Below are 25379 nucleotides of genomic sequence, written 5' to 3'. Positions count from 1 at the left end.
AGCTCGACGTCGTGAACGTCCCAGCTGCTATCGCGGAATCACCGCGCCGCTATATGGCTGGTCCAGGTCGTACCGTTCCACCAGCGCCAGTAGCGCGGATTGTGCGGATCGACGTGCCATCCCGCAGGCGGCAATTCCGAGATCGTCTCGGTCTCCACACTGAACGCAGTGAGAGGACGGTTCGGTTCACCATCAGCCCGGATCGGGTTACGTTGGTCTACGGCGCGGTACAGGTCGACCGTCTCGACGGGACTGAACCGCGTCGCTTGACTGATATCGGGGGTGGTCGCCAGATGGAATACCGGCATCGGATTACCTGTCACTGGCTGCGTGCCGGTCCTGCTCGGGTCGTACTCGACCACATACTGGCCGTCGAAATCGGTTGGCGTCCCGTCAACTAAACCCAGAATGCGAATAACACACCGGTTGCTGTTGTTCTCGTTCATGTACCCCATCGTCCGCTGCGGGTACGACATGTGCGGAAGCCCTATTCTCCGCTGATTGCGGCGCGTCGGTGTGCACGGACCCGGCATGCTGGCGAGCAGTAGATGCGCCGTCGACCCGTCGCGGCCTGCCGAAGCGTTCCAGCGCAGACCGGGCAGCGCGTTTCGTTACATACGGCGTCGTTGGTGGACGTTTCGTTACGCGCGGCACCTTTACCGCGAACGACGACCGTGGAGCTAGTCCTACGCAGGGGGCGATTGGACCACAGAACTTCAGTGCGGACCTCGTACGATCCTCCCTGGCTCGTCGCAGCTGCCAGTTCGACCCGGTACCAGTCCCGAAAGAGTACCTCGTCATACAAGCGTGAGGCGTAGCCCGACAGAACCACGGTGGCAACGCACTCATGCAAGGTGGATGCCAGTTCACGGTGGCCATCCTCAGACAGCATCTCCCTGCGGTAGTTGCGTTCTCGGACTTCACCAAGATAGGGAGGGTCCACATACATCAGTGTTCGGCGGCCTTTGCCGTATGCCGCAATGACATCGAGTGCCGGTCGGCACTCCAGAGAGACCGAGCGCAACCGAGCGGTTGCTGCCTCCATCCGACGGATATAGCTATCTAGCCGGCGAGGCATTGACGTGTGCGCAGAGTCCGCCGCGTCGAAGCGCCAGCCTGTCCGGCGAAGGGTGCCTGTCCGGCCTTGCGCCAGACATACCCAGATTCGCCGGGCACGTTCGATATCATCCAAGTCGGACGGACGGTCAAGCGCATTGCTACGCTCTGCTCGTGAGTGCGGAGTCAACGCACATGCCCGGGCCAGTTCCTCGGGACGATTACGTAGCATCCGCCAGAAGTGGACAATGTCACCGTCGAGGTCGTTGACAGTCTCTAGTCGACTTGGCTTCTTAGCCAACAATACTGAGAGTCCGCCAGCATACGGTTCCACGTAGTGGCTATGGCTTGCTAGCAGTGCGGCGATGTCCCCGGCGATCTTCTGCTTACCGCCGAAGTAGGCGAACGGCGGACGTAAGGCAGTTGCTGACAATGCGTTTGTTTCAACCCGGCAGGGGGTCATTCCGAACCGTCGACAGGTGACGGCAAATCCGGCATATCTTCATCGGTACGCCAGTTCCAGACCGGAAGCCCCGCGATCGATTCGTCTTCGTCGTCCTCGCCTCCAGAGCGATCGATAAATGCGGCTATCGCCGGGGCGGTGTCGGTGAAGATAAGAGAGGCCAGGGCCGTGGAAGTCCCGTTGTAAGGCAATACCTTCCGGAAACACCGATCATCTTCGATTGCAGTTGCCAGCAGGGTGCGCTCGGCGTCGCTGGTGAAGGGGAGCCAGTTGTGATCGGTCGTCATCAAAGAGAGTTGTTCGACGTTGGCGTAACCAGCCCGAGACACGGAGAAGGTAGCTACCGCCACTAATCGCACGTCACCTGGATCTGCCATCTGCCAGAGTTCTAGCTCTGTGGGGAAGCGCTTGGTCATTTTTCGGTACAGGTCTTCGTCGAGGAACCAGGGGTGGCCCGGTTGGTGGCGGACCTGCATCTTGAACCCGTGGGCGGCTGGCTCAATCGCCTTGATATCGCCCACGCCGATCAGGAATCTGGTGGCCTTCCCAGGCTGCCTCCGAGCTGGAGCCCAAGCCTTAATCCGGCGCTGCTCGATCTCGGCCTTGCGGTCGGCCGAGAAGGGCTCCGGGATGAACAACGATGCGGCGAACGGGTTTTTACGGACTAGCTTCCCATCCGCGGCATCTCGGAGCCGGCGGTACACCACACCCCACGGCCGCCGTCCCGCAAAGCCCGGGTGCCACGTCGTCAGTTCCGCCTCATCCCAGAGATAATGCAGCACAGCGCGTAGGGATAACTTGTTGCCGTCCGATTGCACCGCGCTTGCCGGCGATCCGGAAGGCTCGGGAGCGGCACGATTGCCGGACTTCGACAGCGAAAACCCCAGTCGCAGCGTGGTTGTTCCGTCGGCAGGGTTGTCAATGATCGACCGGTCGGCAACGGCGCCATAGCCAGATAGCTCGCTGGGAGGGAGCCACGATCGGCACCGATGGTCATGTGCGGCCGCCGTGCCGGGCATTCGTTTGACAATGAGGCTGTCTCCAGCAGCAGCGATATACATCTGCACCCCGGCGGTCTGGCACAAACACAGAGGGCGTGACCGCGCTGCTTTGGCCTCTCTGAGGATCTGTTGTCCCTCAGGGCAATGCACATCGTCAACCACGTGTTCCCCGACCTGAAACGGGGTCGCCGTGACTGTCATAGGATGGACTGCCCGGTACGCGATGTGAAGGTGCCCAACGTGTGCGCGATTCCAGGAGGGACCAACCATCCTGTGGACGGGCGGCAGCTGCATGAGCAGAGTTCACAGTTACACCCAACCGGGGGCGGAACCGACATGGACGATGCTGCGTTGGCCACGCGCTTCTTCGTAGCCAAGACCCGCGCCGGTCCCCTGGCTGACGGCGCGGAGACATATACGCGCACTGCGTGCTTGACTGTCATGAGGTCTTCTTCCCCCGCTAGTGTTTGTACCGCTACATGGATAGCTGCGCGAGTGCTGGAGCCGTGACTTCGGAGATGCGGTCGGGTCGGAAGCCGCTCCAGTGCTCATCGCCGGCCACCACGACGGGGGCTTGCAGGTAGCCCAGGGCCATCACGTAGTCGCGGGCCTCGGCATCGACGCTGATGTCAACTTTCGCGTAGGCGATGCCCGCTTTGTCGAGCGCCTTGAACGTCGCGGTGCACTGCACGCAGTTGGGCTTGGTGTACACGGTGATCCTGCTCATCGTCACTCTCCTATTCACCTACGAACTCCCACTGAACTTTGCGTGGCCCCAACGCAATCGACCGGATGGTCCCTGCACGGGCCAGGCTCCTCAGATGCCGATAGATTCCTGTGCGCGAGTCCTGCGAGGACCGCGGACGACTCACCAGATGCCAGGTCCGATGACACTCGACCACCCGCATCGCCGTGGGCCGGCGAGGTGCGTGACACACCAGCTCGCAGCCCACATCGAGACGGTGGGTCTGCCACGGCAGAACGCTGGCCAGCTCGGCGCTAGTCATCGGTGTTTCGGCGGCCCGCAGCACCGCGACCAGCTGCTCGCGAACGGCGATGGTGTCGGCCGTGGTCACGGTGCTGCCCACCCGTAGTCGCCAAGGTCGAAAAGACGCTCTTGCATCGACAGCACACGGTTCGACCACAAGTGCACCGCGGCGCTATCCCGTTGCTCTCCCACTGCCGTGCACGCCCAGGTGTGTACAGGACTGTGCGCTACCGTGTCGCGCTCAGCGCGGATCACGACGGCAGCTTTCGCCTTCGACACGGCCCGAAGTACCTGCGTCGGGTCGACGCGCGCACGATGGACCAGACTGGCGCCCTGGGCGCCGAAGACTTCGGTTCGCAGGTCGAGGTAGATGCACACCCCGGGTTGGCGCACCACCGAGGCGATCAGCTCCACAGGAGCGGCCGATTCCAGGCTCACCCTTTTGATTCGGGTGGCGACCTCGGTCATCTGAGCAATGGCAGTATCACGGCCCGGCGCCGTCCTGCGGTGCGCTGCGGAGTTCTGCCACTGAGGACGCATCCGCGCAGCACCAGTTTGGCTATGATTGAGCCGGACCCATACTCGTCGGGCAACCTCCACCTCGTTGGCGTCACGAGGGAGCCGGGAACCGCTAATCGCGGAGGTGAACTCCACCCGCGAGTGCGGAGTCAACGAACACGCCCGCGCAAGCTCGTCGGGTCGATCGCGTAGGACCCTCCAGAACGTGACCAGCTCGGAATCCACATCATTGACCGTCTCTAGCGGGCTGCACGGCTTGTGAAGCAGAACTTCCAGCGTTCCCGAGAGTGGTTGAACGTAGTGGGTGTGCGCAGGTAGCAGGCAGGCAATCTGCCGTCCGGTCTGCTCAGCGCGAGTACGCCGTTCGGCTATGGGTGAGCGAGCGTGAGACGCGGAACTCATTGGCACACCGCTCCTTCGCCGTCGGCCCGCGCTCTGTGCGATCGTGCGGACCCGGACTCTTTGAGCTTTCGCGCATCGACAGCTTGACGCTGAGGGATCAGCAGCGCCAGACCACGAGCGATACTGCCGTCCTTCGTGGTGAGGGCACTAATCTCGCGTAGCCACTGCCCCAAGCTGGGACGGTCGTAGGGAGTCAGGGAGGCCAAGGTCATCACCATCGCCATCAGGTCGTACCGATCCGCACCCTGCATCGCCCGCCACAGATCGTCGGTGCTGGACTCGCCATGGATATCAGCAACGACCGTCAGAGCCTTGTTGTAGAGCTGCCGGCATTCAGCCAGGCGGGCATCACTTTGGGAGTACACCAGCGGAATATCGCCGACACCCAGGAGGTGCCGCAGATGGGCTGCTACAGAGGACTTTTCCAGTAACAGCCCTGCCCGTACGACAGCACGATCAGTCCAAAGATCCTGCCCGTCGTGTGCACGGTTATGCGGCTGCCAACCATCCCGACTGAACTCCTCGCGGTGCTTCTCAAGCACCGCTGAGAGCCGGTACTGGCTCACGCCGTAGAAATCCGCGACCTCACCGAGGCAACGGGGCTGCTGCTCACCGGGGCCGAGCAGCTCGTCAAGGACGTCCACGACGCGACTGAGCTTGTTACGGACCTTGCGGTCACGCCGTTGCTGGGCTACCCGACGTTGCTCCTCGCGGTCACGGTCGGTGCGCCACTGCTGCCAGCAGCCCTGCTCATCGCCCTCACCTGGATGCACCGGACACCCCTTGTCGCCGGGCGTACCGTGCGGCCTTTCGACTGACCAGCGCCGACCACGACACCGGCCGCAGCCCGTCAAACCCCTTGGCGTTGTCGTGCCATGGCCGGGCAGCCAGTCGCGCGGGAGACTCGAAGACCCAGTGATACTTGGGCTGGCCGGGGTTAAACGGAGTCGTCCCCCACGGGGCGCAGCACCCTTGGGCCCGATGGACGTCCACAAGTACGGTGGCGCCGAGCCAGCCTTGCTGGTCGCAATGAAAAGCCATCTCGCGCATACCCAGCTGCGCACCGAGCTCGATACCAGCCTGGTCGATGCGGGTACCACCGTAAATCAGTACCGGACCGCGATAGTCGGTGGAATCTGTCCGATTCTCGACGTTCTTCCCGCCGATCTGAGCCGATACCAGCAGCATGGACGCCCACGGCCTGCGCACAGTCAAACCCATCGCCAACCCGTGTTCTGCGCACGGATCGGGTGTATGCAAAACATCCTGCAGCACGCGCCGGACGCACCCGAAATCCTCAGGTACACAGTCACAGTCCGCTGCAGCGAGGACCCGACGGGCACGCGCGAGTTCGTCAACGCTTCCTGCGAGGCGCACCGCATACTCGACCACTGCCGCCGCCCGCTGAGCAGTGGAACCACTGGCACAGGGCGCGGGGGACGCAACGTCGGCAGCTAGCCGGTATGTGGCACCGCACATGTCGGGAGCAGCGGCACGCAAGTTGGTGACCCGAGCGTGCTCTCGGACCCGACCGTGGACGCGCAGCCGGGGAAGGTCGCTGGGAAGAGTGCGGCTGGTCATGATCGCGCCACCGCCCTGCTCTGGTGGGCCTGCTGGTGCTCCACGAGCAGTCGGTGCAGTTCGTCGGTCCCTCCGTCGCTGTGCACTTGAGGCAGCAGCCGTGCGAGCCGGGCCGAGGTGGTGGAGTCAGACGTCGTAGCGCACGGGTACCGGACTTCCTCGGCGTCGTAGGGTCCGACCGCGGTGAACCCGCGCGAATCGACCCCAGTGATACGCCATCCGTAATCATCGGTGAGTGTGGTCGCCGCCCAGTACGCGCGACGCACCGATGCCGCCGGTTGCACGGCGCCGTGCTGGGGCAGATACCACGGGCATCGCGCATCGTCGGCATGCGCGCGCCCAGCAGGCATGCCCAGGCGGAGCATGGCGGCGATGGTGCTGGCGGCGTCGTCGTCTCCGTGCGCGTCATCGTCGCGGTGCTGTGCGCATTGGTGGAGCAAGCGGCAGGCGTGTAGCGGCAGCAGCGGCGCCCCGGGTTGGCCCGGCACCCGCTCTTGCGAGGACGGTGTGTGGTCAATCGGATCGGCGGCCACGGGCAGCTCCACCCCAGACGGGGTGCGAAGCCGCAACCACCCACCGCAGTCGAGTCCGAAGCTCAGGACCGACCAACCGTGATTGACCATCCGTGACATAGCCCAGTACGCACGCCCGGTGGTGTTCAATTCTGCGCCGAGATAGATGCCGGTAAAGGTCATGATGTCCTGCCGTCCTGCGGGGGCTGAGGTTTGCGGCCGGGCGACTCGTCCGGGGTGCTCGACCTCGGCGCCGGAGTTTGCTTCGCCGATCGACGCTGCTGTGTCGGCTGCGTCTCGGTGTGACCATTCGGCGGTGCTGGGGGGCGGCTGGTGGGTACTGCACCAGCGCGCGCCGGCGCGGCCGAAGAATCTGTGCCCGACTTCGGGGTGTTGTGGGCAGCAGGCCCGTTGTCACGGCTGTTGTTGGCTTGCTGGCGTTCGATCACCTTCGACGCGACCACGGCTCCAGCGACCACAGGGGCGGCGGGTCCGGCCGCCGCTGCGGCCGCCGCGCCGCCTCCCGCAGCAGCACCGCCAGCGGCGCCTGTGCTGGCCGCTGCACTACCGGTGCCGGCGGCTGCTCCGCGCGCCGCGGTACCGGCAGCGGCCGACCCGCCCGCGGGTGCGCCCGCAGCGGGTGCGGGGCTGGGGGTGGGTGTGGTTGCCGATGGCGGTGGTGTGCTCGGTGATGACCCGCTCGCAGACGGGATGCCACCGGGATTGGGATGTGCTTTGCGGCCCTTGGCTGCGGGGGCGCGGGTTCCCTCATCGCCGGGCTTACCTGAACTTGGCAGACCTACCCCGTCGGCGTTGATATCGCGGCGCATTGAGCGGCCCATGTCGCGCATCGCGGGGTAGAAGCTCATAGGGCCGGCCCCGACGGCAGCGGTCTTGCGCAGCACCGACATCGGCCCCGGTAGCCCCCGATCGCCGAAGCCTCGCATCAGCGCCCTGAACCCGAAGACCGCGCCGCCGGCGAACAGCAGCATGAGCAGCAGGATCGCGATGGGGTGCTGGACCTCGAACCCGTCGAGTTTCCCGCTCGATACTCGCGACATCAGCACCAGGACAACACCGAAAGCCGCTGTCGCGAACAGCATTTCCAATGCGTGAACGATCAGTTTGATGGCGGTACGTTTGGCAAACTCGCGCTGCGGTCCCGGCGCGACCGCTACCGCGGCGGCGGGCACCAGCACCAGCACGTTCCAGAACGCTTTGAATCCGATCCGAATGACTTCGCAGCCGATATAGCACAGCAGCATCAGCACCACCAGCACGACGCAGTTGATGAAGAACATCAGCCCGATCGTCTCGCCGCTGAGAAAGTGGGCGTGGGCGTAGGCGTCACCTGCGCCGCACGCTCGCATCGCCTGTACAGGACCGTCGTGGGCCCCTGCCGGTGCGAGTGCCTGGGTCGCGGGAGTCAGAGCGGTCGAGGCATTGAGTGCGGAGTTCCAGGCTTGTGCGCACCCGTCGATGTTGTCGATAACGCTGCCGAAGTTGGCGATTTGGATGGGGTGGCGAATCAGCGTGGTGGCCATCCATTGCGAGAGCACTTCGACCTGGCCTTCGGCGTTACCCGAGGGGTCGAAGCTGCCGTTGTTCGCGATACCCAGCGATAGCTCGAATCCGATGGCGCGGCCAGCAGCGAGCAGGCCGTTGTCACCGAGTTCCTTCACCGGGTCGTTGAGGAAAAACCCGATCAGCAAGATCACCAGGAAGCCACTGCACATCACCCCGGCACCGCGCCCAAACCCCTTGGTCAAGGCGATGATTCCGCCGATGAATACACAGATGATCAAAGCCAGTGGGATGATCTGAAACTCACCGACGAGGTTGTTGATGGCGACCAGCACGGGCGCGGCCAGTGCGGCCAGCCAGCCCAACCACGCCGAGCCCAGCGCGATTTTGATGAACCAGATCCCGACGGCACCCACCATGACCAGGAATCCGCAGAACCACCCGAGGATGACGGCCAGTTGGCTGTAGGTCATGGCGATTTCAAAGCGGTCGGTGAGTGCGGGAATCCAGGAGCCCGGATCGATAATGCTGACGTCGCTGCCTTGGGTGCGGACGGCATCGAGCATCGACACTGTGCTGATGAAGTAGGTGCCCACCGGCTGGCCGTAGGTGTCCACGATGGGGCTGGGCCAGTTGAGCGCTCCAGCGAACCCCGCCGCCACCGCGTGCGGGGCGGTCAGCAGGGCCATCATCCAGCCTCCCCAGAGGAGCTGAGTGATCAGCCACGCCCGCCGAAGACGAGGGTGCTCATAAAGCCATGCGCAGTAGGCGGACATCACCGCATCAGCTCCAGCGCCTCGTTTTCCAAACCGCGGGTATCAAAGGCTTGCCGCAGCTCCGGCTGGACGGGTTGGAGAATGTCGATCAGACCGGTGCTGCCCGCATCGTCAATCATGTAGGCGTAACCGTGCCCCTCGGCGGTGCGCAGGTTCAAAACCTCGGGGTACTCCTCGGGATCAATCCCGATGCGCTTGAATTCTTCGGTCGCTTCTTCTCGCGCAGAGGCCTTGAACGGTGTGATGACCCGAGTCGGCAAGTCTTTGGTGGGAATCCCGTCGAAATACTCGACATGCTGTGCAATACCGATCAGACCGTATCGCTGCTTGCGTCCCTGGGTGATCAACTCGGTGGCATCTTCGCGGCCGACCGGAGACGCGAAGTATGCCCTGGCTTCCTCGGCCACGAACCAGCCGAACTTGCCGGGCCGACGATTCGGTCCGGTGTAGCTCTCCCGTGTGAGCCCGGCAATCATCCCGTAGATGGCCAAACCGGCACGTGCACGGGCTGTTTGACGCTTGTAGAGGTGTAAATCCTCGGTCTGTGAGGTTGTCGGCAGCTCCAGGTCACCGGTCAGCCAGATCACCGCATCCTTCTCAGCGATCGGCGGTATCGGCAGCGACTCATCGAACATCGCCCGCAGATAGTCGATGTTGGCCCACATATCCAGCCGCGCAGCGAGTTCCGCGTACTCCTTGTACGCGCTTCCCTGCAAGCTGTTCAGGTAGCGCACCAGAGCGCCCATGCTTTCGGCGACCCGCTGATCGGGGCGCAGCAGAAAACGGAGCTGGCGGGCGATCTCGGCATCGGGCTCGACACCCATCATCGGGAGAAGGTGATCAAGGGTGCGCTCAACGGCGATCTCCCGGCGAAAAATGCGCAACCCGTCGACCGAGACTTGACCACGCGTGGGATCAAGTACGGCCACGCGATCCCCCAGATGCGCCAGCGCACGCACCCACTCGGGATTAGAACCGGGATCAAGGATGCTGCACTGATTACCGCGGGCAATCAGTCCGTTCACCACCCGTTTTGCGCCTTGAGATTTGCCACCTCCAGGTGGGCCGTAGAACAGCATTCCGGGTACCTGGCGCCGACGGCTCGCGCCTTCCGGTTCGATCAGGACAGGGGTCGGTCGTCGGGTGGACAGATTGCGGGCGAACAGAATTCCGGTCCCGTGGCCGAGCCTGCTGGACACGAGCGGCGAGAACCGCGCCCAGTCGGTGGTGGTCGCCGGTTGGCTGAATTGACTGCGCGGGCTGCGCTCTTCACTGCCTGCCAGCCCGGTCTGCCACAGCCCAATTTGGGCGCTGCCGCGACGGCGACTCAGTGTCATGTCGAGGTCTTCTGCGAAGTGCGTTTGCAGTAGTTGGCAGGCCCCGTCGAGTTCGGCCCGTGAGCGCGCCCCGACCGCGATCACCGTCGTGGCCTCCACTTCCCGCTCCAACTTCGACGCCCGCAGCTTGGCGTTGTACTCCTCGGCCGAGGAGTAGCGCTCAATGAGGTCACTGTCGCTGGAACGGCGGCCTGCCCGTTGAAACGCCTGATCATCGAGGTTGCGCTGAGCGCGGTCGATCCGCGTGAGCGCCTGCTCAGCCGGACGGGTGGAAATATGCTGAATCCAGTCGATGTCGGAAGGTGTGTCCACGTCGTAGACGGCCAGCAGGTATTCCGCACGTGGATAGGCGAGCCCGCCGCGGGGAATCTGAGCTACGGCCAGCATGCTCTGAAAGCTGTCCAGGCGTTGGGAGCCCCGAATCACCAGCACAGCGGCCAGCGACGGCACCACACGCCGCCACCAGCGGCGGTCCTTCTTGCGGGACTCCTGGTCACCACAGTCGAAATGCGCCGGCACCACGGGCGCAAAGTCGGCTTCGGTGAGCCGGTCAGGGCCGCCCGCACCGTGCGGGAAAGGATCGTTGACTGCACCGATGGCCAGCCGGCGCCGATACCACCAGTGGATCTGGCGCGGGGTGGCCGGACGCGCGTTGAACTCGGCAGGAATCTTCGACAGTATCGAGGCCGACATCTCCTGATACCCGGCAAGTGATCGCGGGTCGTCGGGGTCGCGGCCGGCGACGACGGTGGCCGCCTTGGCCAGGCCGCCCACTCCGGATCGTCCGGCGGCTCCCGAGTCCACCGGCACGCGTATACCGAACACCTGCTCGTAGAACGGCTCGATGGTCAAGAAGTCCTCCCAGTCTCGGACTTCCTGCACCCACGCAGGCTCATTGGTGTAGCCCGAGAGCATCCACCGCAGCAGCCGCCGGTGGTCCAGGCGCACGCAGCAGCCCCACAGCAGCAATCCCGAGGGAAGTTGGCGCACTAAAGGTCGGTGACGCATCGCGATCGCGTCCTTGAGCGCGTAAGGCATCATGCCGCCGGGCTGTCCATCCACGATGAACTCGGCGTAGACACCACCGGAGGTGAAACTGAGATTCCCGATCACCTCCTTGGGCGGCGACAGCGCCGCCTCGCCCTCATCGTTGATCCCGGCCTTGCGCTGGGTGTGCAACAGTCCGCCGAGCAGCCAGCCGATCCGGTAGAGCGGGCTGGGTCGAGATACCGGGATCTGGCGGGCAGCGACGGTCAGTGCTGCTGTCAGCGCGAGGCCGAACAGCGCGATGGCGATGGCATGTCCGGAGTCAAGCCACTTGCGGGTCGCCCAGACCGTAGAGGTGATACCGATCAGGAAGGTCGCGCCGTCCCAGATCCGCCACGGCGCGAACCACAACCGCGTGTTGTCATCGATGTGGGAGACATAGATGGGAAAGTCCCGCACATCGGCATACACGCGGGCTGTCTGGCCGCGAAAGCTGTTCTCACCCACTGCATAACCTCCAACTGCATCTCGTCAACACCAGCTCGGTTTCAGGCGTTCTCGACGCCTTGGCAGAGCGCTAGCCGAATTGCCCGGTGGTGATGCCCCCACCGTGCTTGTCCACGGTGGTCTTCAGTGAGACGGCCAGGCCGACCGCGCCCAGGATGATGGCTGCGACTGCGACCCCGCCGAGAACCTTCCCCATTGCGGCGCCGAACCCGCGCACGAGCGCGAATGCGCCCGCAACACCTCCAACGAAGATGGCGATGATCGCGAGCGGTATCTGAGCCGATTCCCATAGCGAGGGGATGGCGGTCAGCAGATCCCCTGCGGCCAAGGTTGTTTGAGTCATTGCGGTTCCCTTTCCCTTGTGGCACGGCCGCTGGTTGGACGTGCCGGTCAGTTCGGTGTGGCAGAGCTCCAGTCGGTGGACACCGCCGCCGGAACGAGACTGTCATCGGTCGACACCGCCGGCGCTTTGTCGATTGCTGCGACCAGCCAGCGCCCGCCAACCCCGCGAAGCGTCAAGGGGTAGACCAACGGCGAGGGAGCGAACTGAGAGTTCACTGCGGTCACGCGGACCAAGACACGAGCCAGCTCACCGTCGGCGGGCACCGACGAGGGAACGCCGAGCGCGGTAACGCCCTGTACGGAAAGGGTTTCGTACGCATTGCCCAATCCGGCGATCATCGAGTCCGTGGTGACGTACTGCTCCACACCCCCGGCAGGGGTCAGATAGGCCTTCAAGAAACCCGTCGCTGTGCTGTAGGCGGGGTCGGCCTCACTCAACGTGCTCGGGTAGCTCAGCGGCAGGTCTGCTCCCGCGCCGGGTCCGCCGATGCGCGCCGGAAAACTCGCGGCACGGGGACCGAAGCGCGACCACAGCACGGGGACCCTGTACAAGGCTCGGTGTGGTGCGGCGGACTCATACGGGCGCTGGGTCACCCCGACGACCACGGAATACACCTCGGCGTCGGCTTCCTGACCTGCAAGGCCCTCCAGTGACACGGCCACGATCGTGGGCGTGTTGATGACGACTGCCGGAGTGGAAGGCAGCGTCAAGGACGCGGGATCGGCGCTGATGAATTGACTCAGGCTGGCCGCGTCCTGGGTGTTTGCCTCCAGCCAGACCGCGACGAAATCCTGGGCAAACGCACCGACCACCGCAGAGCGGTTCACCACCGCCCGTGATGGCTCGGTGAGGTCAGGTGCTGTGGCAAAAAGAAGCTGCCACAGCACGTTCAGCCCCGCCAGGGCCGCCAGAATCAACACTGCGGGTTTCCCGAATTTCGTCAGCGCACCCTGCGTGCGGCTGATCCGTTGCTGCCAGATGCGGCTCATTGCCATGGTCGTGTGTCCTCGGCGCTATACCGGCTTGTGGCCGATGATCTTCAAGCTTTTGATGGCGAATGCGGCGTCGACCGGATCGCTGTTCTGTTGCCCACCGCCGAGCACCCCCGGCAGTTGCGGAAGCTCCAGGCCCAGCGGTCCGTTCGGCTTGGTCGGTGCCGTGCTGGCACCACCTGCGGGCTGCGCTGGCGGCCGGGAGGTCTCCCGGATCAACATGCGGATCTTGGATGCCAGCACCCGCTTAATCGGCTGCACCGCTTCACCGTGGACGTTCTTGGTTTCCTGGGTCACCAGCGTGGCATCGGTGTCGTTGAACGTGTACTGCACCGTGGTAACCACCCGGTACTGCGACCACGGCTTCGACCCGCTCGCATCGGTTCCTACCCAGCCAAACTCACCCGAAATCGCCGTGATCAAGTGCGTACCGGGAAGCTCGATGTCGATGACCTGGCCGTCACCGCCGCCGCGCACACACACGAACGCCGCGTGGGGATCAGTGCCGGCCATCGTCTGTGCCGACGTCGACCCCTCTGCGCACGAGCCCAGGGCATCGGCGGTGAACGAAATCGGGCGGTCCAGCGTAGGAGCGGGGGCGGGCGCCGGCGCCGCCGAGCGCGTCGGAGGCAAAGCCATCGCGTCGGCCCCGTTCGGAGCGCCGGTGGGCTTCGGCTCATCCGAGCCGTACACAGCGACCGCCCCGACGATCGCCACCAACACGGCCACCAGCCCGGCAGCACCGAACCCCGCAGCGACCTTGCCGTCAAACCTGCGTGCCCGGCGCGGTTCCGCCGCGTCCGTCTGGCCACCACCAACAGGTCCGGTGAGGGCTTGTCCATCGACCGGGTAATCGTCGTAGTCCGCTACACCCTCGTCGGGATCAGCGTAGTCATCCTCCGGGTCGCGGCAATCCCCGAATCCGCGCTCGCCAGAATCATGGTCAGCGTGTTCGTCGGCCGGATCACGGTCGTCCTCGTCCAGGTCGATATAACCCGTTTGGGCCTCTGCGGGAAGGGTGAAGGTCGGAGCCTGAGGGAATCCGAAGCCGTCGTCGTCCTCAGCGGCCAAGTCGTCGGACCACTGGTCATTGGTAAGGGTCATTACCGTCCCCGTTCGCCATGCTGCAAGGTCGATGCACTGCGTGAACTGAGCTGACGGCGCTGGCCTCTACGGCTGACGCGCGGCCCGGGTCGCTGGGCCCGTTCAGGCTCAGGAACCTGGTAGACCAACGCGGCCGGCCACAGTGCAGATCCGCCCACCGAGGAAAAACCACCACCGACAGTGTTTACCGATGAATCACTCCAGCGCGCGGCCGCGAACCGATCCGTACGGCGGCATAGGCGGCGCACCACAAGCGCCAGCAGCACCACAAAAAGCAAGCTCAGAAGGCCAATCGCAGCGAGCGCGACCAGAAACGCTGCGATGGGGTAGACCATCGCACCGCCCATCGCTACGCTGTCCGTCATGACCATCATGCTGACAGATTACGCAATAGAAGGCAACACGTAAACACATGGTGTTCACATCGAGTGTTGACCGATACGACGAACTACGCCGCGAATGGATCGCTGAGCACGCGGGCATCTTCTCCATGCAGATACGTCGCGCAGAGCTGCTTAATCGAAGAATTCGCCGACGTGCCCGCGACGTCGCTGGCGCCCGACCAAGCCCCTACAACGACCACCCCAGTCACCCACTGCTCACTCGAGGCGTCAAGACCGTCGAGGGTGTGCTGGAAGTCGTCATCGTCATCGCCGCGGCCGTGTTAGCTCCCCTTGGTTGGCCGCTGGGCAAGCTGATCTATCACCGCAGCGAATCGCTCATCCCTGACCGGCTTCGCTCGTTTCCAATCCCCGCATTCCTCTGGGCAGCAGTGGCACTGGGGGTGCTTTTGGTTCTGCTGTACCGCCCCTCGGACACCCTGACTAGTACAGTCCTTGCGCCCTGGCTGCTCGCACAACTTCCAGCAGCAGCGCTCACAGCCGGAATCTACGGAATTCTCAACGGCTGGTTGGCAATCGACGGTTCAACCGACTGGTGGCCACTCTCACCCACGGCACCGACCGTGACCCTCTCTCTGCCGCTGCTACCCGATGACATGACCGCACCATCGCCGTTCCGCACCATCGAGCCAGCCGATCCGATTGACCGCACACCCTTAGGCGCCGGTGCCGTGCGTCCGATGCCGCGCTCAGCCAAACTCATCGTCATCGGTCTCGTAGTCAACGCAGCCGGAATCCTCTGGACCCTCGCAGCGGTAGGAGTAGGAATCAAAAATGTTGCAGAACAGGCATTCACGCCCAGTAGCACCATCGGATCAATCTACTGACCCGAATACGGTGCATCACCGACGAACCGGGACGCTACCCACCTCGCCCACGACCACATCGGTCGATTCGCTCGCACTGGTGCAGTCCTGAAGGTGTTGGGCCGCCGCACGCAAGTGACGCACCATCTCCCACACCGTGAACACCACCCCGGTACCCCCCACGGCCCACGCGAGCGCCGTCATAATCCCACCTCCGTGCCGCCCACTACCGACAGGCCAGGCGCGGGCCCTCGATCCCCCATCTCACGCATGAGACGCACAAGATGAAGCTGGGCGTCGATGCCGGTCCGAACCCTAGTCTCGGTGAGATAAACGCTTGGTACACCGAAGAAGTCAGCAACAATGCTCAGCTGTGCATCGAGTGCATCGCCCCTGTAGCCCAATCGCAACTGCTCTAAGACTGCCGCGCTGACCGCAGAACCACCACGGGCGGACATGGCCGCGGCGGCGGCCGCCGAATTCAGCGGGGGCTCCGTGCGCGTATGCATGACGTCGAAAAGCAGGTTGATCCGACGTGCAAGCTCAGGGTCACGCCGCACTGTCGCGATCCAGCCACGCACGCCGCACCATGCGGCGAAGCCTCCCCTGCTCCACGGCCCCAGCGCTCCCATCCCGGCCGTGAGCTCTGGCCAGGATGGCCTGAGTCGTCTGATCGTAAAACTGTAAAAAGACGGACCAGTCAGGTATTTCGACGCAGGTTCCCACCCCGCCGCGGATCAGCAGCCGCGCATGTTCGCGGGTCGGTGGCAGGAGCTCCTGCCAGCGCAGAGTGGCACCGAGATCGTTGTTGAGGTTCTTGCCACCGTCGTTCTGCCCGAACCCTTGCGGCCGTCGGTTGGTCAGTCCCGACCAGTGCTCGGCCGCCGTGAGAAGTTCCTCCTCCCGAGCGCCGAACATAATCACCGAGGCTGGAAAGATATCGCGCAACTCGTTGGCATACACCGCCCCATACACGGTGTCGAGCTGTGAGGATGCCTGGACGGCCACCATCAGATTAATGCCGAGCCCACGACCTTCCCCCACGATGCGTCGCAGGTTAGGAATCGGTGCCGTATTGGGAAGTTCGTCAATGACCATCAGCAGCCGATGCATCGTTTCCCTGGTCGACGTCTTCTCGCGCCACCGACGCACCAACGAATCCAGCAGAGTCACCGCGGAACCGGCCACAGTGCCATCAGCCGGCGCCAAGATGAACAGGGTCGCCTGTGGGTCATCAAGAAAATCCGGTGTGAACGGTTCAAACCCTTCACGATCGAGTAGCGAGGTGCGCAGCCAGGGAGTGATCGCTTTACGCATTGTGATGGCCACCGAGTCACGTTGACGGGGGTCCATTTCCATGATCCGTGCCATACCCATGGCCAACGTTGGGTACTGGTGGCACAGCGCGGCGGCCTGTACCCACCCAGGCTGGGTGCTGTTCTCGGGGTCGATGTTGTCGACTGCCGTTAGAACCCAGTCCATGCCCTTGCCGTTGCCCTCCGGCGACGCCGCGAAGAGAAACGCCGCCAGCGGCCCGGCGGCCTGCGATTCCCATACCCCGCCGTCAGAGACCTGATCAGCCCCCGAGCCCAACCCGACCGTCGACATCTGCATGATGGTTTCGGCCACGGTCAGGGCTTCGTAGGGACTGTCGATCGTGACAGTCGGGTCATAGATGTTGGGAACCACGCCTTCTGGATAGACCGGCGATTTCAGCGGCCGCAGGTCCAGCAACGCCTTTGGTCCCCATCGGCGTTCCATGACGTACTGCATGAGATCGTCCTTGGACGAGACGACCACTGCTGGGCCTCCCCACAACGTGGCGGCCGGCGCCAGCAGGCGCCGACTTTTGCCCGTCTCGGTCGGTGCGGACACCAGCACATGTGCTGCGCTGCTCGGCACGAACATCTCGTTGCCACCGGCACGGCGGCCGAAGCCGCAGTACGGCGTGGATGGCTTGATGTACATAGTGTTTCGCCCCTTCGCTTAGATGCGCGCAGTGCCGGCCAGGGTGCCAGGAGACTCGTCTAACGCCACGCGTAGCGCCATCACCAGACAGTCGCGCTGCCGCTGACTCAACCCGGCCAGCCGGGCTACCGAACGAGCCATCTGTGGGTCGACGGTGATGCACAGCAGCGCGGCGCGTGCCCACCCCGGCTGCACAGTGTCCTCGGGATCGGCGTTGTCGATCGCCGCACGCACCCATGGCTCGCCTTCGCCGCAGCCCAAGGGACCCGCGGCGAACAGAATCACCGCCAGGGGCACAACCGCATGGACCTCCCAGGCGGTGGCTCCCGACTGCTTACCTAGGCCATCCTTGCCGAGCTTGAGTAGACCGTGAGCAAGGTCGAGTGCGGCATCCATGCTGGACAGAGACGCGACCGCTTCATCCAACGACATGACCATACAGTGACACAGTGAGTCATAGTTAGTCAACGAGAAGACGTAAAGTAAACAGCACTGTGCATTGTTCGTCGTCTACGCGCTGACGCCTTCTGGGGTCAGCGCCGATGCGAGCGCACGGGCCATATCGTCGTCAGTGACATCGAAGGCGGACCGGTCGTCAGTAGCGAGCTGTCTCAGGCCCGCAGAACCCAGCGTGTGCAACCTGCGGGCGCGTTCCCGTTTGCACGCGAGCACCACCTTGCGGGCGTAGCGACCGTTACCCGCGGCATCGAGCGCTGTGCCCTCTTTTGTAGGGATGGCGCGAAGACGGTCAGTTTCTCGCCGTAACAGTTCCCACGCGCTTTCGGCGACGGTGATCTTTTCCTGCTTGGCGATCACCTGGCCGATAGCGACGATCTCCTCGGCGTTGTAACTGTCGAAGGTCAACGTGAAATGGAACCGGCTCGCGAGGCCCGGATTGGTTGCCATGAAACGGCGCATCTCCGTCGGATACCCCGCCACGATGACCACAAGACGGTCGCGGTAGTCCTCCATGTACTTGAGCAAGGTGTTGATGGCATCTTTGCCGAACGAGTGCCCATCTGTCTCAGGGGCGAGCCGGTAAGCCTCATCAATAAACAGAACACCGCCCAGGGCCTTCTCGCAGATCTCTCTCATCTTTTCCGCAGTCTGCGACACATAGCCGACTACGACATCTTCCTCAGTGACTTCCAGAGGCGTCGGTCGGTCGACTTTGCCTAGACCAAAAAGGATTTCGGCGACAATCCGCGCGTAACTCGTTTTCGCGGTCCCCGGCGGACCCTCAAACACCATGTGGTTCTCGTTGGCGGTCCCGACCTCCTCGCCTTGTTCGGCCAGCAGAAGATCGATCTCGATTTCCGTGCGCCACACGGCGATCTGTTCCTTCGGCCCCTCAAGACCGATGAACGCAGCCAGCCGCTCTTCTGCCCGGGCCAGCACTTCCTGTCGCGTGGCGTCACGGTCTGCTTGATCACGGGCAGCGCGGCTGGTCCCGGTTTTCGGGTCCCACTTATCGGTGCGGGAAGCGATCGTTTCCGGATCGGTGACTTCTAACCCGAACGTGCGATCGTTGAGGGCGATGTGCGCACGTTCGAAATCCGGCCACTGCACGCGGATTCCGGTCAACACGGACTCGGATTCTTCGTCTTCGCCTTGGTGGCGAAGCACTAAAGCACGACAGAACAGCGCATCCCGTGTCAATACATCGTTGACGCGTGCTCCCCGCGCAGCCAGACCATCGGTGGGGGTCGGCTTCCCGTCAATGACCCGCTGTGCGGCTTGTAAGGCAGGCTGCATCAATCCCAGACTGGCTGCTGCCCAAGCCTCCAGCAGGCTTGCCGCCCGCGCCAGATACACGTCTCGTGGGCTTTGAGTGCACACCCCTACTGCCGTCAACACGTCGGGCCAACGCTGAGTCTTGGTCGCCAGACATGCGCGCACGTATCCGGTTTCGGGATGATCTGCCGGCAAGCGATCGAGTATGTCGCTCGCCTGCTGGAACTGGTCCGACGCGATCAGCGCGGATGCATAGGCCAGGTGCGCGGTGATTTGATCAGCGATCGGAAAGCGCGCGTACTCGATGTCGAAGGACGCGCCCAGATTAGCGGGGCCAAGCTGGAGCCTGCCTAAACCCTCGCCTAGTCGCTCGGCATTCTCCGAGAGCTTGGATAGCACCGCCACCGTGCGTTCTCCGGTGGCGTAGCGACCCAACCATCCATCCGCCAGCGCCGGATCGTCTTGGGTCGCAAGAACGAAGACTTGCGCTGCGCGTTCGGGTGCTGACCCCATCACCTTCATTGCCGCGCGAAGGGCGTCCAACGACCGCTGGCTGATCATGCACGCACCACCAGGTGCGAGAGGAACTGCGCCTCATTGCGCGGCCGCATGATGCTGAGGCGGACTCCTTGCACACTTGGTGTACCGAGCACGAGTTCGTCGCCGGAGTGCTGCACCAACGTCACATCTGCACTCGGTTCGGCGACCTCGCTGAGCGTGATCAGGGTGTGTCCGCGCTCGCCAGCCGTGAGACCGTGCCCAGTGCCGTCAGCGACGATGATATTCGGCGAGCGCACAGGCTCGCGATCGTTGGCGATGCTGATGCGATGAGAGTTGTCGAGCAGCGGCTGCCATACCTGTGGGCGCTCAGTGTGAATCAGAATGACCGATCCGGCCGCGCTGGCCCTCAACAGCACCGGAATCACCGTGTCCAGAGATGCACACAGCGAAATAGTGCTGGCGCGCAGCGGGTCGGTCAGCGGCATCAGGAACGGCACACCGGTAACCGTCATCCCGAGCATCGGGCCACTGGGCCCCACCGGCACTTTCAGCTCGGCTGGGCTGGTCAGACGCCGCGGCGACATCTCAAAACGCAGAGCCCTGTCGCCAAGCGGCAAACTCGCCAGCAGCGAGTCGAAGCACTGCCCGACGACGGGACGCAACGTCAACAGGGGTGGATGTGGCAGCGGCGCAGAGGTATGAAACCGCACCACCGCGCCCGCGGCGACCACACCGGCCCGATCGGCTGTCAGGCGGACCGCGGTCACCGTGGCATCAGAGCGCACCGTCCAGACATCGTTGAGCACACGTGTCGTGAGGTCCTTGCCCGCGATCCGATAAGTCGTGACGTACTCCGACACCGTGTCCAGATAACTCCAGCCCTCACGAATCCGGTCCAGCTCTGCGCCGGCGAGCAGGGCTTCTGTGGCCTGATCCACCTGGTCGGCAGTGCAGGTGATTGCCCGGCAACCGGAGCGCAACACCGACTGGCGCACCCGCTCGGTGGCCGCCGCCGCTGCGGCCGCCGCGTCACCTCGATACACCATTGCCGCCAGGCAGGCCTGCGGGCACAGGCGCAGCACCAGCCAGGTACGCCGCTCCCCGACCGCGGCGCGATCGGCGATGATCTCCTCATACTTCGGGGTGTAACGCCCATCAGAAGCCACCCGAGCGCCCGCTGACACGATGTCCGCCGAATGCAGCTCCAGGCCGGCGAACTGATGAAGCTGATCGATAACAGCCTGCACAGGAACCAGACTGGTTGTTTCCGCACCCGCAGGCACCAGCACCGTCGGCGCAAATGCCTTGCCGTGCAAGGCAATCATGGTGATTGCATACTGCCCGTCCCACCGCATCCCTACCGCGCCCGCCCCGGGCATGTCGACGGTGAACGCCGCAGGGATTCCCGCCCGCCGCATGTGCGCCTTCCCGCTGCGTCGGAAGTAGTGAAAGCGCCCGGCGCGGACCAGCCACCCCCACGCGGTGGCACCGTTATAGCTGAGCGTGACCAACAACAGCGCAGCTATCACGATCAGCACCGCAGCCCACCACAGCACCGGGGTGATCGCGACGAGAACAGCCAGCGCGATCAGTTCGGAAATGACCACCAGTGACAGTCGAAAATCCAAGCGCCACCGTCGAATTTGCTCGTTCAAACCGGCCTTGGGGCCGGGAATATGCTCGTCTAACATCACCATCGGGATCGGCCCTTTCAGCCTCGTCGCGATTTCGACATAGCGCCGACCGCTAACACCGCGCCCAGCAGCACCGCCAGTGTCGCGGTACCCACCAGCGCCATCATCATGGGACGGCGGTCCGGTTCGGGGTCAGGTGGTGGTGGCCCAAGGGGGCGCGACAGATTCTCCCGCGGCGTCGGGATCGGCGGCACGTCGTAGTTCAACGCGGCCACCGGGTCGATCGCACCGTAGCCCAGGCGGTTGTCCACGACGGCGGCCGGGGAATGAGCGGTCTGCTTGATCCGGTTGATCACCTGATGGGCCGGTAGATCGGGATACTTTGCCCGGATCAGGGCTGCCAGACCGGAGACGTAGGCCGCCGAAAAGCTCGTGCCACTCATGGGTTTGAGCGAATTGGTTTCCGGATCGTGAGTTCCGTTGATCAGGTTGCCTTCTTGGTTGACGCCCTCCACGAACAGCCCTGGTGCGCCCACACCCACCCACGGCCCGCCCACGCTGATGTCCGTGCCCTGGTCATCGACGGCGGGCTGACCCTCATTGTTGGTGGCGCTGACTGACAGAACGTAGTCGGAGAACCAGGCCGGGGTGCTGATGGTCACTACTGAGTTCCAGTTGCGTGGGTCTTCGACGCTGGTGGCATCAATGTTGGGATTCTGTGCGCACCCGGGAGTGGACGTATTCCCTGCTGCGGCAATCAGTACGGCATCCTTTTCTACGGCGGCGTAGCGCAGTGCGGCGCCAAGAGTGGTCTGGTCGACGGGCTTGAGCACAGGGATGCACGCCACGATCGACATGTTGATCACGCGAGCGCCAGTGTTGGCCGCGGCGACCACCGCCCTGGCCAAACTGCTCACCGTGCCCGCCCGGCGGTCCTCCTCCGAGGTCGCAGACGGGGCCACGGGGGTGAACATTTGCGACGACTGACGGATCGATATGAGCTCGACTTCCGGTGCGACGCCGACTAATCCGTCAGCTTCGGACGGGCTTGCCGCGAGGATAGCCGCGACCGTCGTACCGTGTGCGTCGCAGTCTTGAAGACCGTCACCGCCATCCATGATGAAGTCGCCGCCGCCGCGCAGTCTGGGCAGCCGAGGATTCGGCCAGACTCCAGTGTCAATGAGCGCTACCGATACTCCTGCTCCCCGGCCTGCGGATTCCCACAGGCGGGGCAGATTCATGAAGGCCTGCGAGCCGGGTACCGCCGCCGGGTCGGTACCGGCGATCAGCCCGGTGGCGATGCAGTCGAACTTGTGCTTCATGGGCTCGTCGGGTCGTGGCGTGCCGTCCGGAACCGCGAGCGGATCAACAACCGGCGGCGTGATGGCTGTTGCCGACGGGGCGCCGACCAGTGGCCAGGCCGCTGCCAACATGGCCACTGTGGCCAGTACCCCCGCGCGTTGGCCGATCATCACATGTTCCTCGCCAGGTAAATCAGGTTCAGAAGCCAGATCGCCATCGGGGGGATGACCACAATCAGCAGGTACTCGATCCATTCGATGACCTTGCGAAAGACCGGTGAGAACACCTTCGCGGGCACGACCGCTGCGGCGATCAAGCCGGCCGCACCGAGTCCGAGCACCACTGCCGCCGCGATGTAGACAGTGAATGTGCTCTCGCCGGCGAGAGCGTAGTTCGCGGCCGTGATAAGCACCATCAATAACCCGGTGGCTACCACAATGATGGATTGCTCCCGGCTGGCGAATGCCCGGCCTCGCATCACCAGAATGGCGGCCAGCACGCCGATGTACACCGTGGCCAGCCACCAGCGTCCCTGCCCGGGTATCACCGCCCAGATCGAGCCGCCCACAAAGAAGACTCCGACCGTGACCAGCAGGGCGGTCAGGTAGATGTTCGCGGCCTCAGCCGAGCGCCGAAGTTGCTCCACGGTCGGTGTGCCCTGATGTTCCGCAGCGACCAACGCCTCGGCGGCAATAGCATCGGCATCAGCGAAGGTGTCTTTGCCGGTGACGGTCGGAAACGGTGGGATCGGGATACCCGCCATCCGTGCGGCCAGCTTGGGTGCGCCGGTGAGGACGAAAAGGTTGACCGCCAGCACCGCGACCGAGAGGTTCTGCAGTGAGACTCCGGTCAGCGCGTAGATCGCCGCCAATATCGCTGTGGCGGTACTGATGAGAACGGTGGCCGATACCACGATCCGTGGGGCCGGACTCAACCGCCATAAGGCTGCCGCCACGGTCGCTGTGACGACCGCTGCGAACATGAGGTGCCACGCTCCGGGATAGCCAGGAGTCACCATCACCGCTGCTGCCGGGCAGGCGATCAGCACACCGGAGAGCCACATTGCCGTCGCAGTTACCGAGTCTTTAGCTCGCCACCACACCAACGATCCAACAACCAGGAGAACCACTGCCAGACTCGCGGCCGCGACACCGGGAATCAGGTTCCAGTCTTGACCGCTGTCGAGGTTGCGCCACCAGGCCAACCCCAGCAGTGCGGTCACTGCCGCGACAGCTGCTGCCACCACCACCCCGGCCACGCGGCGCGCAGTCTCAGCGGTTACCACTGAATGCTGCTGCTGATTGAGTACCGCCACTGCTGAGGAGGGGGACTCGAAGATCGGGGTGAACTCGACTTCGGCGTCGATGATGTCGAGCACCAGCAGTTCGCCATCACGCACACCTTGCTGCGTCAGGCTCTGGGTACGGTCCAAGGGTTGCCCGTTGATCAGCGTCATCCGCACCACGCCTGGGCTGATCATGCGCTCGTCATCGGGGCTGCGCATTCCGTCTTCGTTACCCTCACGGGTCAGTAGGACGCGCACCAGCGAATCAGCGACAGCGGCCACTGGCGAGCTTGCAGGCAACGTGAGATCGTGCTGGCGGCCTTCAAAAAGCACCGCCACCCGTACCTGTTCGGCCAGCCGCACTCGTTCGGCAGCAACCGTCCCGACTGGATAATTGTCGGTCACCGCAACGTCAGTTGATGTCATCGCCGCTCCTGCCCATACTCATGGCCAGGTGTCGGCCACTGCGGCCGATACCCCGGATCTTTGTCTGCCGCGCCTGCGAAGCCGTCGACAATCGAGGCCGCTGTTTCGATGAACGCCCGCTGGGTCTGCGGTGCGAGCCGATCGAAGTTGATGGCCGTGGCATCGCTGAGATGCGGGTCGTAGGGAATGTCATGGACTGCCCGCACCGCTCGCTCAAACCCTTCATGCAGATTGCGTACAGCCTTGGTGGGAGTGACTTTGTTGACGTTGCTGACGACCATTACCGCCGACCGCACCAGATGCGGATAACCATGCTGCATAAGCCAATCCAACGTCTCACGCGCGGCTTCGGCCCCGTCGTAGCGCGTGGTGGTGGGAATCACCACAACGTCTGCCATCGACAGCACAGCGGCAATCACATCGTCACGCATCTGATTTCCGCAGTCGAGCAACGCGATCGGGTACTGCCGAGACAGGCGTTGCCAAGTCATCGCCAGTGCGTGACCGGTGATCACCTCGTCGCCAGGATCGCCCGCGAGAACCTCCAAACCGGAGGAACTATCTTTGCCCAAGTAGTGCCGAAAATCACTGTAAGAGTGCAGATTCTGATCCATCAACAACCCGCGCCACGTTCCCGTGCTCGGCTCATTGATCCGCTTGGCGAGGTTACCGCTGGCTGGATTGGCATCGATGGCCACCACCTTGTCGTCGCGGTAACGCGCCAGCGCCGCCCCGATGCCGACGGTGGTGGTGGTCTTGGACACCCCACCTTTCTGTTGCAGTACCGCGATCGTGTACGTACCCCGGAGATTGACCGTCAGACGTCGCCGCAGATCATTCCATTCACGCTCAGCAGGACTGAGCCCCAAGTTGATCCGCGTCGTCTGATACACCTTGCGCCGCCACCCGCGCTCGGGAACCTGCTTGTATGGGGTGACGAAATCGGCTTCTCGGACCTGAGACTGCATGGCGCCCACTGACTCATGGCGCTGTCCGGGCCCACCGAATGAACCAGGGCGGGCAGCGGGCGGGGGCGGGGACTGCGGAGCCGGCCCGCCCGGATAACCAGCGGGAGGTCCCGACTGCCAGGTCGGCCGTTCGGTCGGCTCTGGACGCGGCGAACCATCGTGCGGCTCGTAGGGCCCCTGAGGCGGCGGGGTGGGCATGTGCCGCGGAGCTGGGTTCGTGTACCCGCGCTGGGACCCGCTGTAGGCGTCTGCATTACCGGCG

25 protein-coding genes are annotated in these 25379 nt (G+C 63.9%); 1 reads left to right on the top strand and 24 read right to left on the bottom strand.

Going from position 1 to position 25379, the window contains the following annotated elements; genetic code table 11:
- Nucleotides 1-38: 38 nt before the first annotated feature.
- The 16 genes from KXD98_RS26950 to KXD98_RS26880 all read right to left on the bottom strand — a co-directional run bounded on the left by KXD98_RS26950 (nt 39) and on the right by KXD98_RS26880 (nt 14466).
- Nucleotides 39-446, bottom strand: a complete 408-nt coding sequence (locus tag KXD98_RS26950; RefSeq protein ID WP_260765561.1) for a DUF2510 domain-containing protein — start codon at nt 444-446, stop codon at nt 39-41.
- Between the two features lie 41 nt (nt 447-487).
- Nucleotides 488-1519, bottom strand: coding sequence for a DNA adenine methylase (locus tag KXD98_RS26945; RefSeq protein ID WP_304118589.1), 1032 nt, complete (start codon nt 1517-1519; stop codon nt 488-490).
- Entirely contained in the window at nt 1516-2721 is a 1206-nt protein-coding gene (locus tag KXD98_RS26940; RefSeq protein WP_260758453.1) for a DUF1173 domain-containing protein, read from the bottom strand. Before KXD98_RS26940 ends, KXD98_RS26945 begins: the two co-directional genes overlap by 4 nt.
- A 274-nt stretch (nt 2722-2995) precedes the next feature.
- Nucleotides 2996-3247, bottom strand: a complete 252-nt coding sequence (nrdH, locus tag KXD98_RS26935; protein WP_260758452.1) for a glutaredoxin-like protein NrdH — start codon at nt 3245-3247, stop codon at nt 2996-2998.
- Nucleotides 3248-3257: 10 nt separating this feature from the next.
- Nucleotides 3258-3596 (bottom strand): hypothetical protein, encoded by a 339-nt coding sequence (locus tag KXD98_RS26930; RefSeq protein WP_260758450.1) that lies wholly within the window; start codon nt 3594-3596, stop codon nt 3258-3260.
- Nucleotides 3593-3976: a hypothetical protein gene (locus tag KXD98_RS26925; protein ID WP_260758448.1), complete on the bottom strand. Its 384-nt coding sequence runs from the start codon at nt 3974-3976 to the stop codon at nt 3593-3595. Before KXD98_RS26925 ends, KXD98_RS26930 begins: the two co-directional genes overlap by 4 nt.
- A gap of 163 nt (nt 3977-4139) precedes the next feature.
- Entirely contained in the window at nt 4140-4229 is a 90-nt protein-coding gene (locus KXD98_RS28630; protein WP_369696404.1) for a DUF3649 domain-containing protein, read from the bottom strand.
- A gap of 196 nt (nt 4230-4425) precedes the next feature.
- Nucleotides 4426-5202 carry a hypothetical protein gene (locus tag KXD98_RS26920; protein WP_260758446.1) on the bottom strand — a complete coding sequence of 259 codons (777 nt, stop codon included), beginning with the start codon at nt 5200-5202 and terminating at the stop codon, nt 4426-4428.
- Nucleotides 5189-6010, bottom strand: coding sequence for a hypothetical protein (locus KXD98_RS26915; RefSeq protein ID WP_260765560.1), 822 nt, complete (start codon nt 6008-6010; stop codon nt 5189-5191). Before KXD98_RS26915 ends, KXD98_RS26920 begins: the two co-directional genes overlap by 14 nt.
- A complete protein-coding gene (locus tag KXD98_RS26910; protein ID WP_260765559.1) occupies nt 6007-6705 on the bottom strand; it encodes a hypothetical protein in 699 nt (232 codons plus the stop codon). The genes KXD98_RS26915 and KXD98_RS26910 overlap by 4 nt, the downstream gene beginning before the upstream one ends.
- Nucleotides 6702-8738: a hypothetical protein gene (locus tag KXD98_RS26905; protein ID WP_260765558.1), complete on the bottom strand. Its 2037-nt coding sequence runs from the start codon at nt 8736-8738 to the stop codon at nt 6702-6704. Before KXD98_RS26905 ends, KXD98_RS26910 begins: the two co-directional genes overlap by 4 nt.
- An 83-nt stretch (nt 8739-8821) precedes the next feature.
- Nucleotides 8822-11653 (bottom strand): ATP-binding protein, encoded by a 2832-nt coding sequence (locus tag KXD98_RS26900; RefSeq protein WP_260765557.1) that lies wholly within the window; start codon nt 11651-11653, stop codon nt 8822-8824.
- Between the two features lie 70 nt (nt 11654-11723).
- Nucleotides 11724-11996, bottom strand: a complete 273-nt coding sequence (locus KXD98_RS26895) for a hypothetical protein (RefSeq protein ID WP_260758438.1) — start codon at nt 11994-11996, stop codon at nt 11724-11726.
- A 47-nt stretch (nt 11997-12043) separates the two neighbouring features.
- Nucleotides 12044-12991 (bottom strand): conjugal transfer protein, encoded by a 948-nt coding sequence (locus KXD98_RS26890; protein WP_260758437.1) that lies wholly within the window; start codon nt 12989-12991, stop codon nt 12044-12046.
- 18 nt (nt 12992-13009) lie between these two features.
- Nucleotides 13010-14092, bottom strand: coding sequence for a hypothetical protein (locus tag KXD98_RS26885; protein ID WP_260758436.1), 1083 nt, complete (start codon nt 14090-14092; stop codon nt 13010-13012).
- Nucleotides 14092-14466: a hypothetical protein gene (locus tag KXD98_RS26880; protein ID WP_260758433.1), complete on the bottom strand. Its 375-nt coding sequence runs from the start codon at nt 14464-14466 to the stop codon at nt 14092-14094. Before KXD98_RS26880 ends, KXD98_RS26885 begins: the two co-directional genes overlap by 1 nt.
- A gap of 38 nt (nt 14467-14504) precedes the next feature.
- Here KXD98_RS26880 and KXD98_RS26875 point away from each other — a divergent pair, with 38 nt between their 5' ends.
- Nucleotides 14505-15320, top strand: a complete 816-nt coding sequence (locus KXD98_RS26875) for a hypothetical protein (RefSeq protein ID WP_260758432.1) — start codon at nt 14505-14507, stop codon at nt 15318-15320.
- A gap of 15 nt (nt 15321-15335) precedes the next feature.
- On the opposite strand, the gene KXD98_RS26870 is transcribed toward KXD98_RS26875, so the two are convergent.
- The 8 genes from KXD98_RS26870 to KXD98_RS26835 all read right to left on the bottom strand — a co-directional run bounded on the left by KXD98_RS26870 (nt 15336) and on the right by KXD98_RS26835 (nt 25117).
- Nucleotides 15336-15503 carry a hypothetical protein gene (locus KXD98_RS26870; RefSeq protein ID WP_260765555.1) on the bottom strand — a complete coding sequence of 56 codons (168 nt, stop codon included), beginning with the start codon at nt 15501-15503 and terminating at the stop codon, nt 15336-15338.
- Between the two features lie 345 nt (nt 15504-15848).
- Nucleotides 15849-17267, bottom strand: a complete 1419-nt coding sequence (locus KXD98_RS26865) for a type IV secretory system conjugative DNA transfer family protein (RefSeq protein ID WP_260765554.1) — start codon at nt 17265-17267, stop codon at nt 15849-15851.
- Nucleotides 17268-17285: 18 nt separating this feature from the next.
- Nucleotides 17286-17699, bottom strand: a complete 414-nt coding sequence (locus KXD98_RS26860; RefSeq protein ID WP_260765553.1) for a type IV secretion system protein VirD4 — start codon at nt 17697-17699, stop codon at nt 17286-17288.
- 78 nt (nt 17700-17777) lie between these two features.
- Nucleotides 17778-19562, bottom strand: a complete 1785-nt coding sequence (locus tag KXD98_RS26855) for an AAA family ATPase (protein WP_260765552.1) — start codon at nt 19560-19562, stop codon at nt 17778-17780.
- Nucleotides 19559-21130: a type VII secretion protein EccE gene (gene eccE, locus KXD98_RS26850; protein ID WP_260765551.1), complete on the bottom strand. Its 1572-nt coding sequence runs from the start codon at nt 21128-21130 to the stop codon at nt 19559-19561. Before eccE ends, KXD98_RS26855 begins: the two co-directional genes overlap by 4 nt.
- 83 nt (nt 21131-21213) lie before the next feature.
- Nucleotides 21214-22608 carry a type VII secretion-associated serine protease mycosin gene (gene mycP, locus KXD98_RS26845; protein WP_260765550.1) on the bottom strand — a complete coding sequence of 465 codons (1395 nt, stop codon included), beginning with the start codon at nt 22606-22608 and terminating at the stop codon, nt 21214-21216.
- Nucleotides 22608-24149 (bottom strand): type VII secretion integral membrane protein EccD, encoded by a 1542-nt coding sequence (gene eccD / locus KXD98_RS26840; protein ID WP_260765549.1) that lies wholly within the window; start codon nt 24147-24149, stop codon nt 22608-22610. The genes mycP and eccD overlap by 1 nt, the downstream gene beginning before the upstream one ends.
- Nucleotides 24146-25117 (bottom strand): MinD/ParA family protein, encoded by a 972-nt coding sequence (locus KXD98_RS26835; RefSeq protein ID WP_260765565.1) that lies wholly within the window; start codon nt 25115-25117, stop codon nt 24146-24148. The genes eccD and KXD98_RS26835 overlap by 4 nt, the downstream gene beginning before the upstream one ends.
- Nucleotides 25118-25379: the final 262 nt, after the last annotated feature.

The sequence above is a fragment of the Mycobacterium sp. SMC-4 genome (assembly GCF_025263265.1).
GTDB lineage: Bacteria > Actinomycetota > Actinomycetes > Mycobacteriales > Mycobacteriaceae > Mycobacterium.
This window is presented reverse-complemented; position numbering and strand designations above follow the sequence as displayed.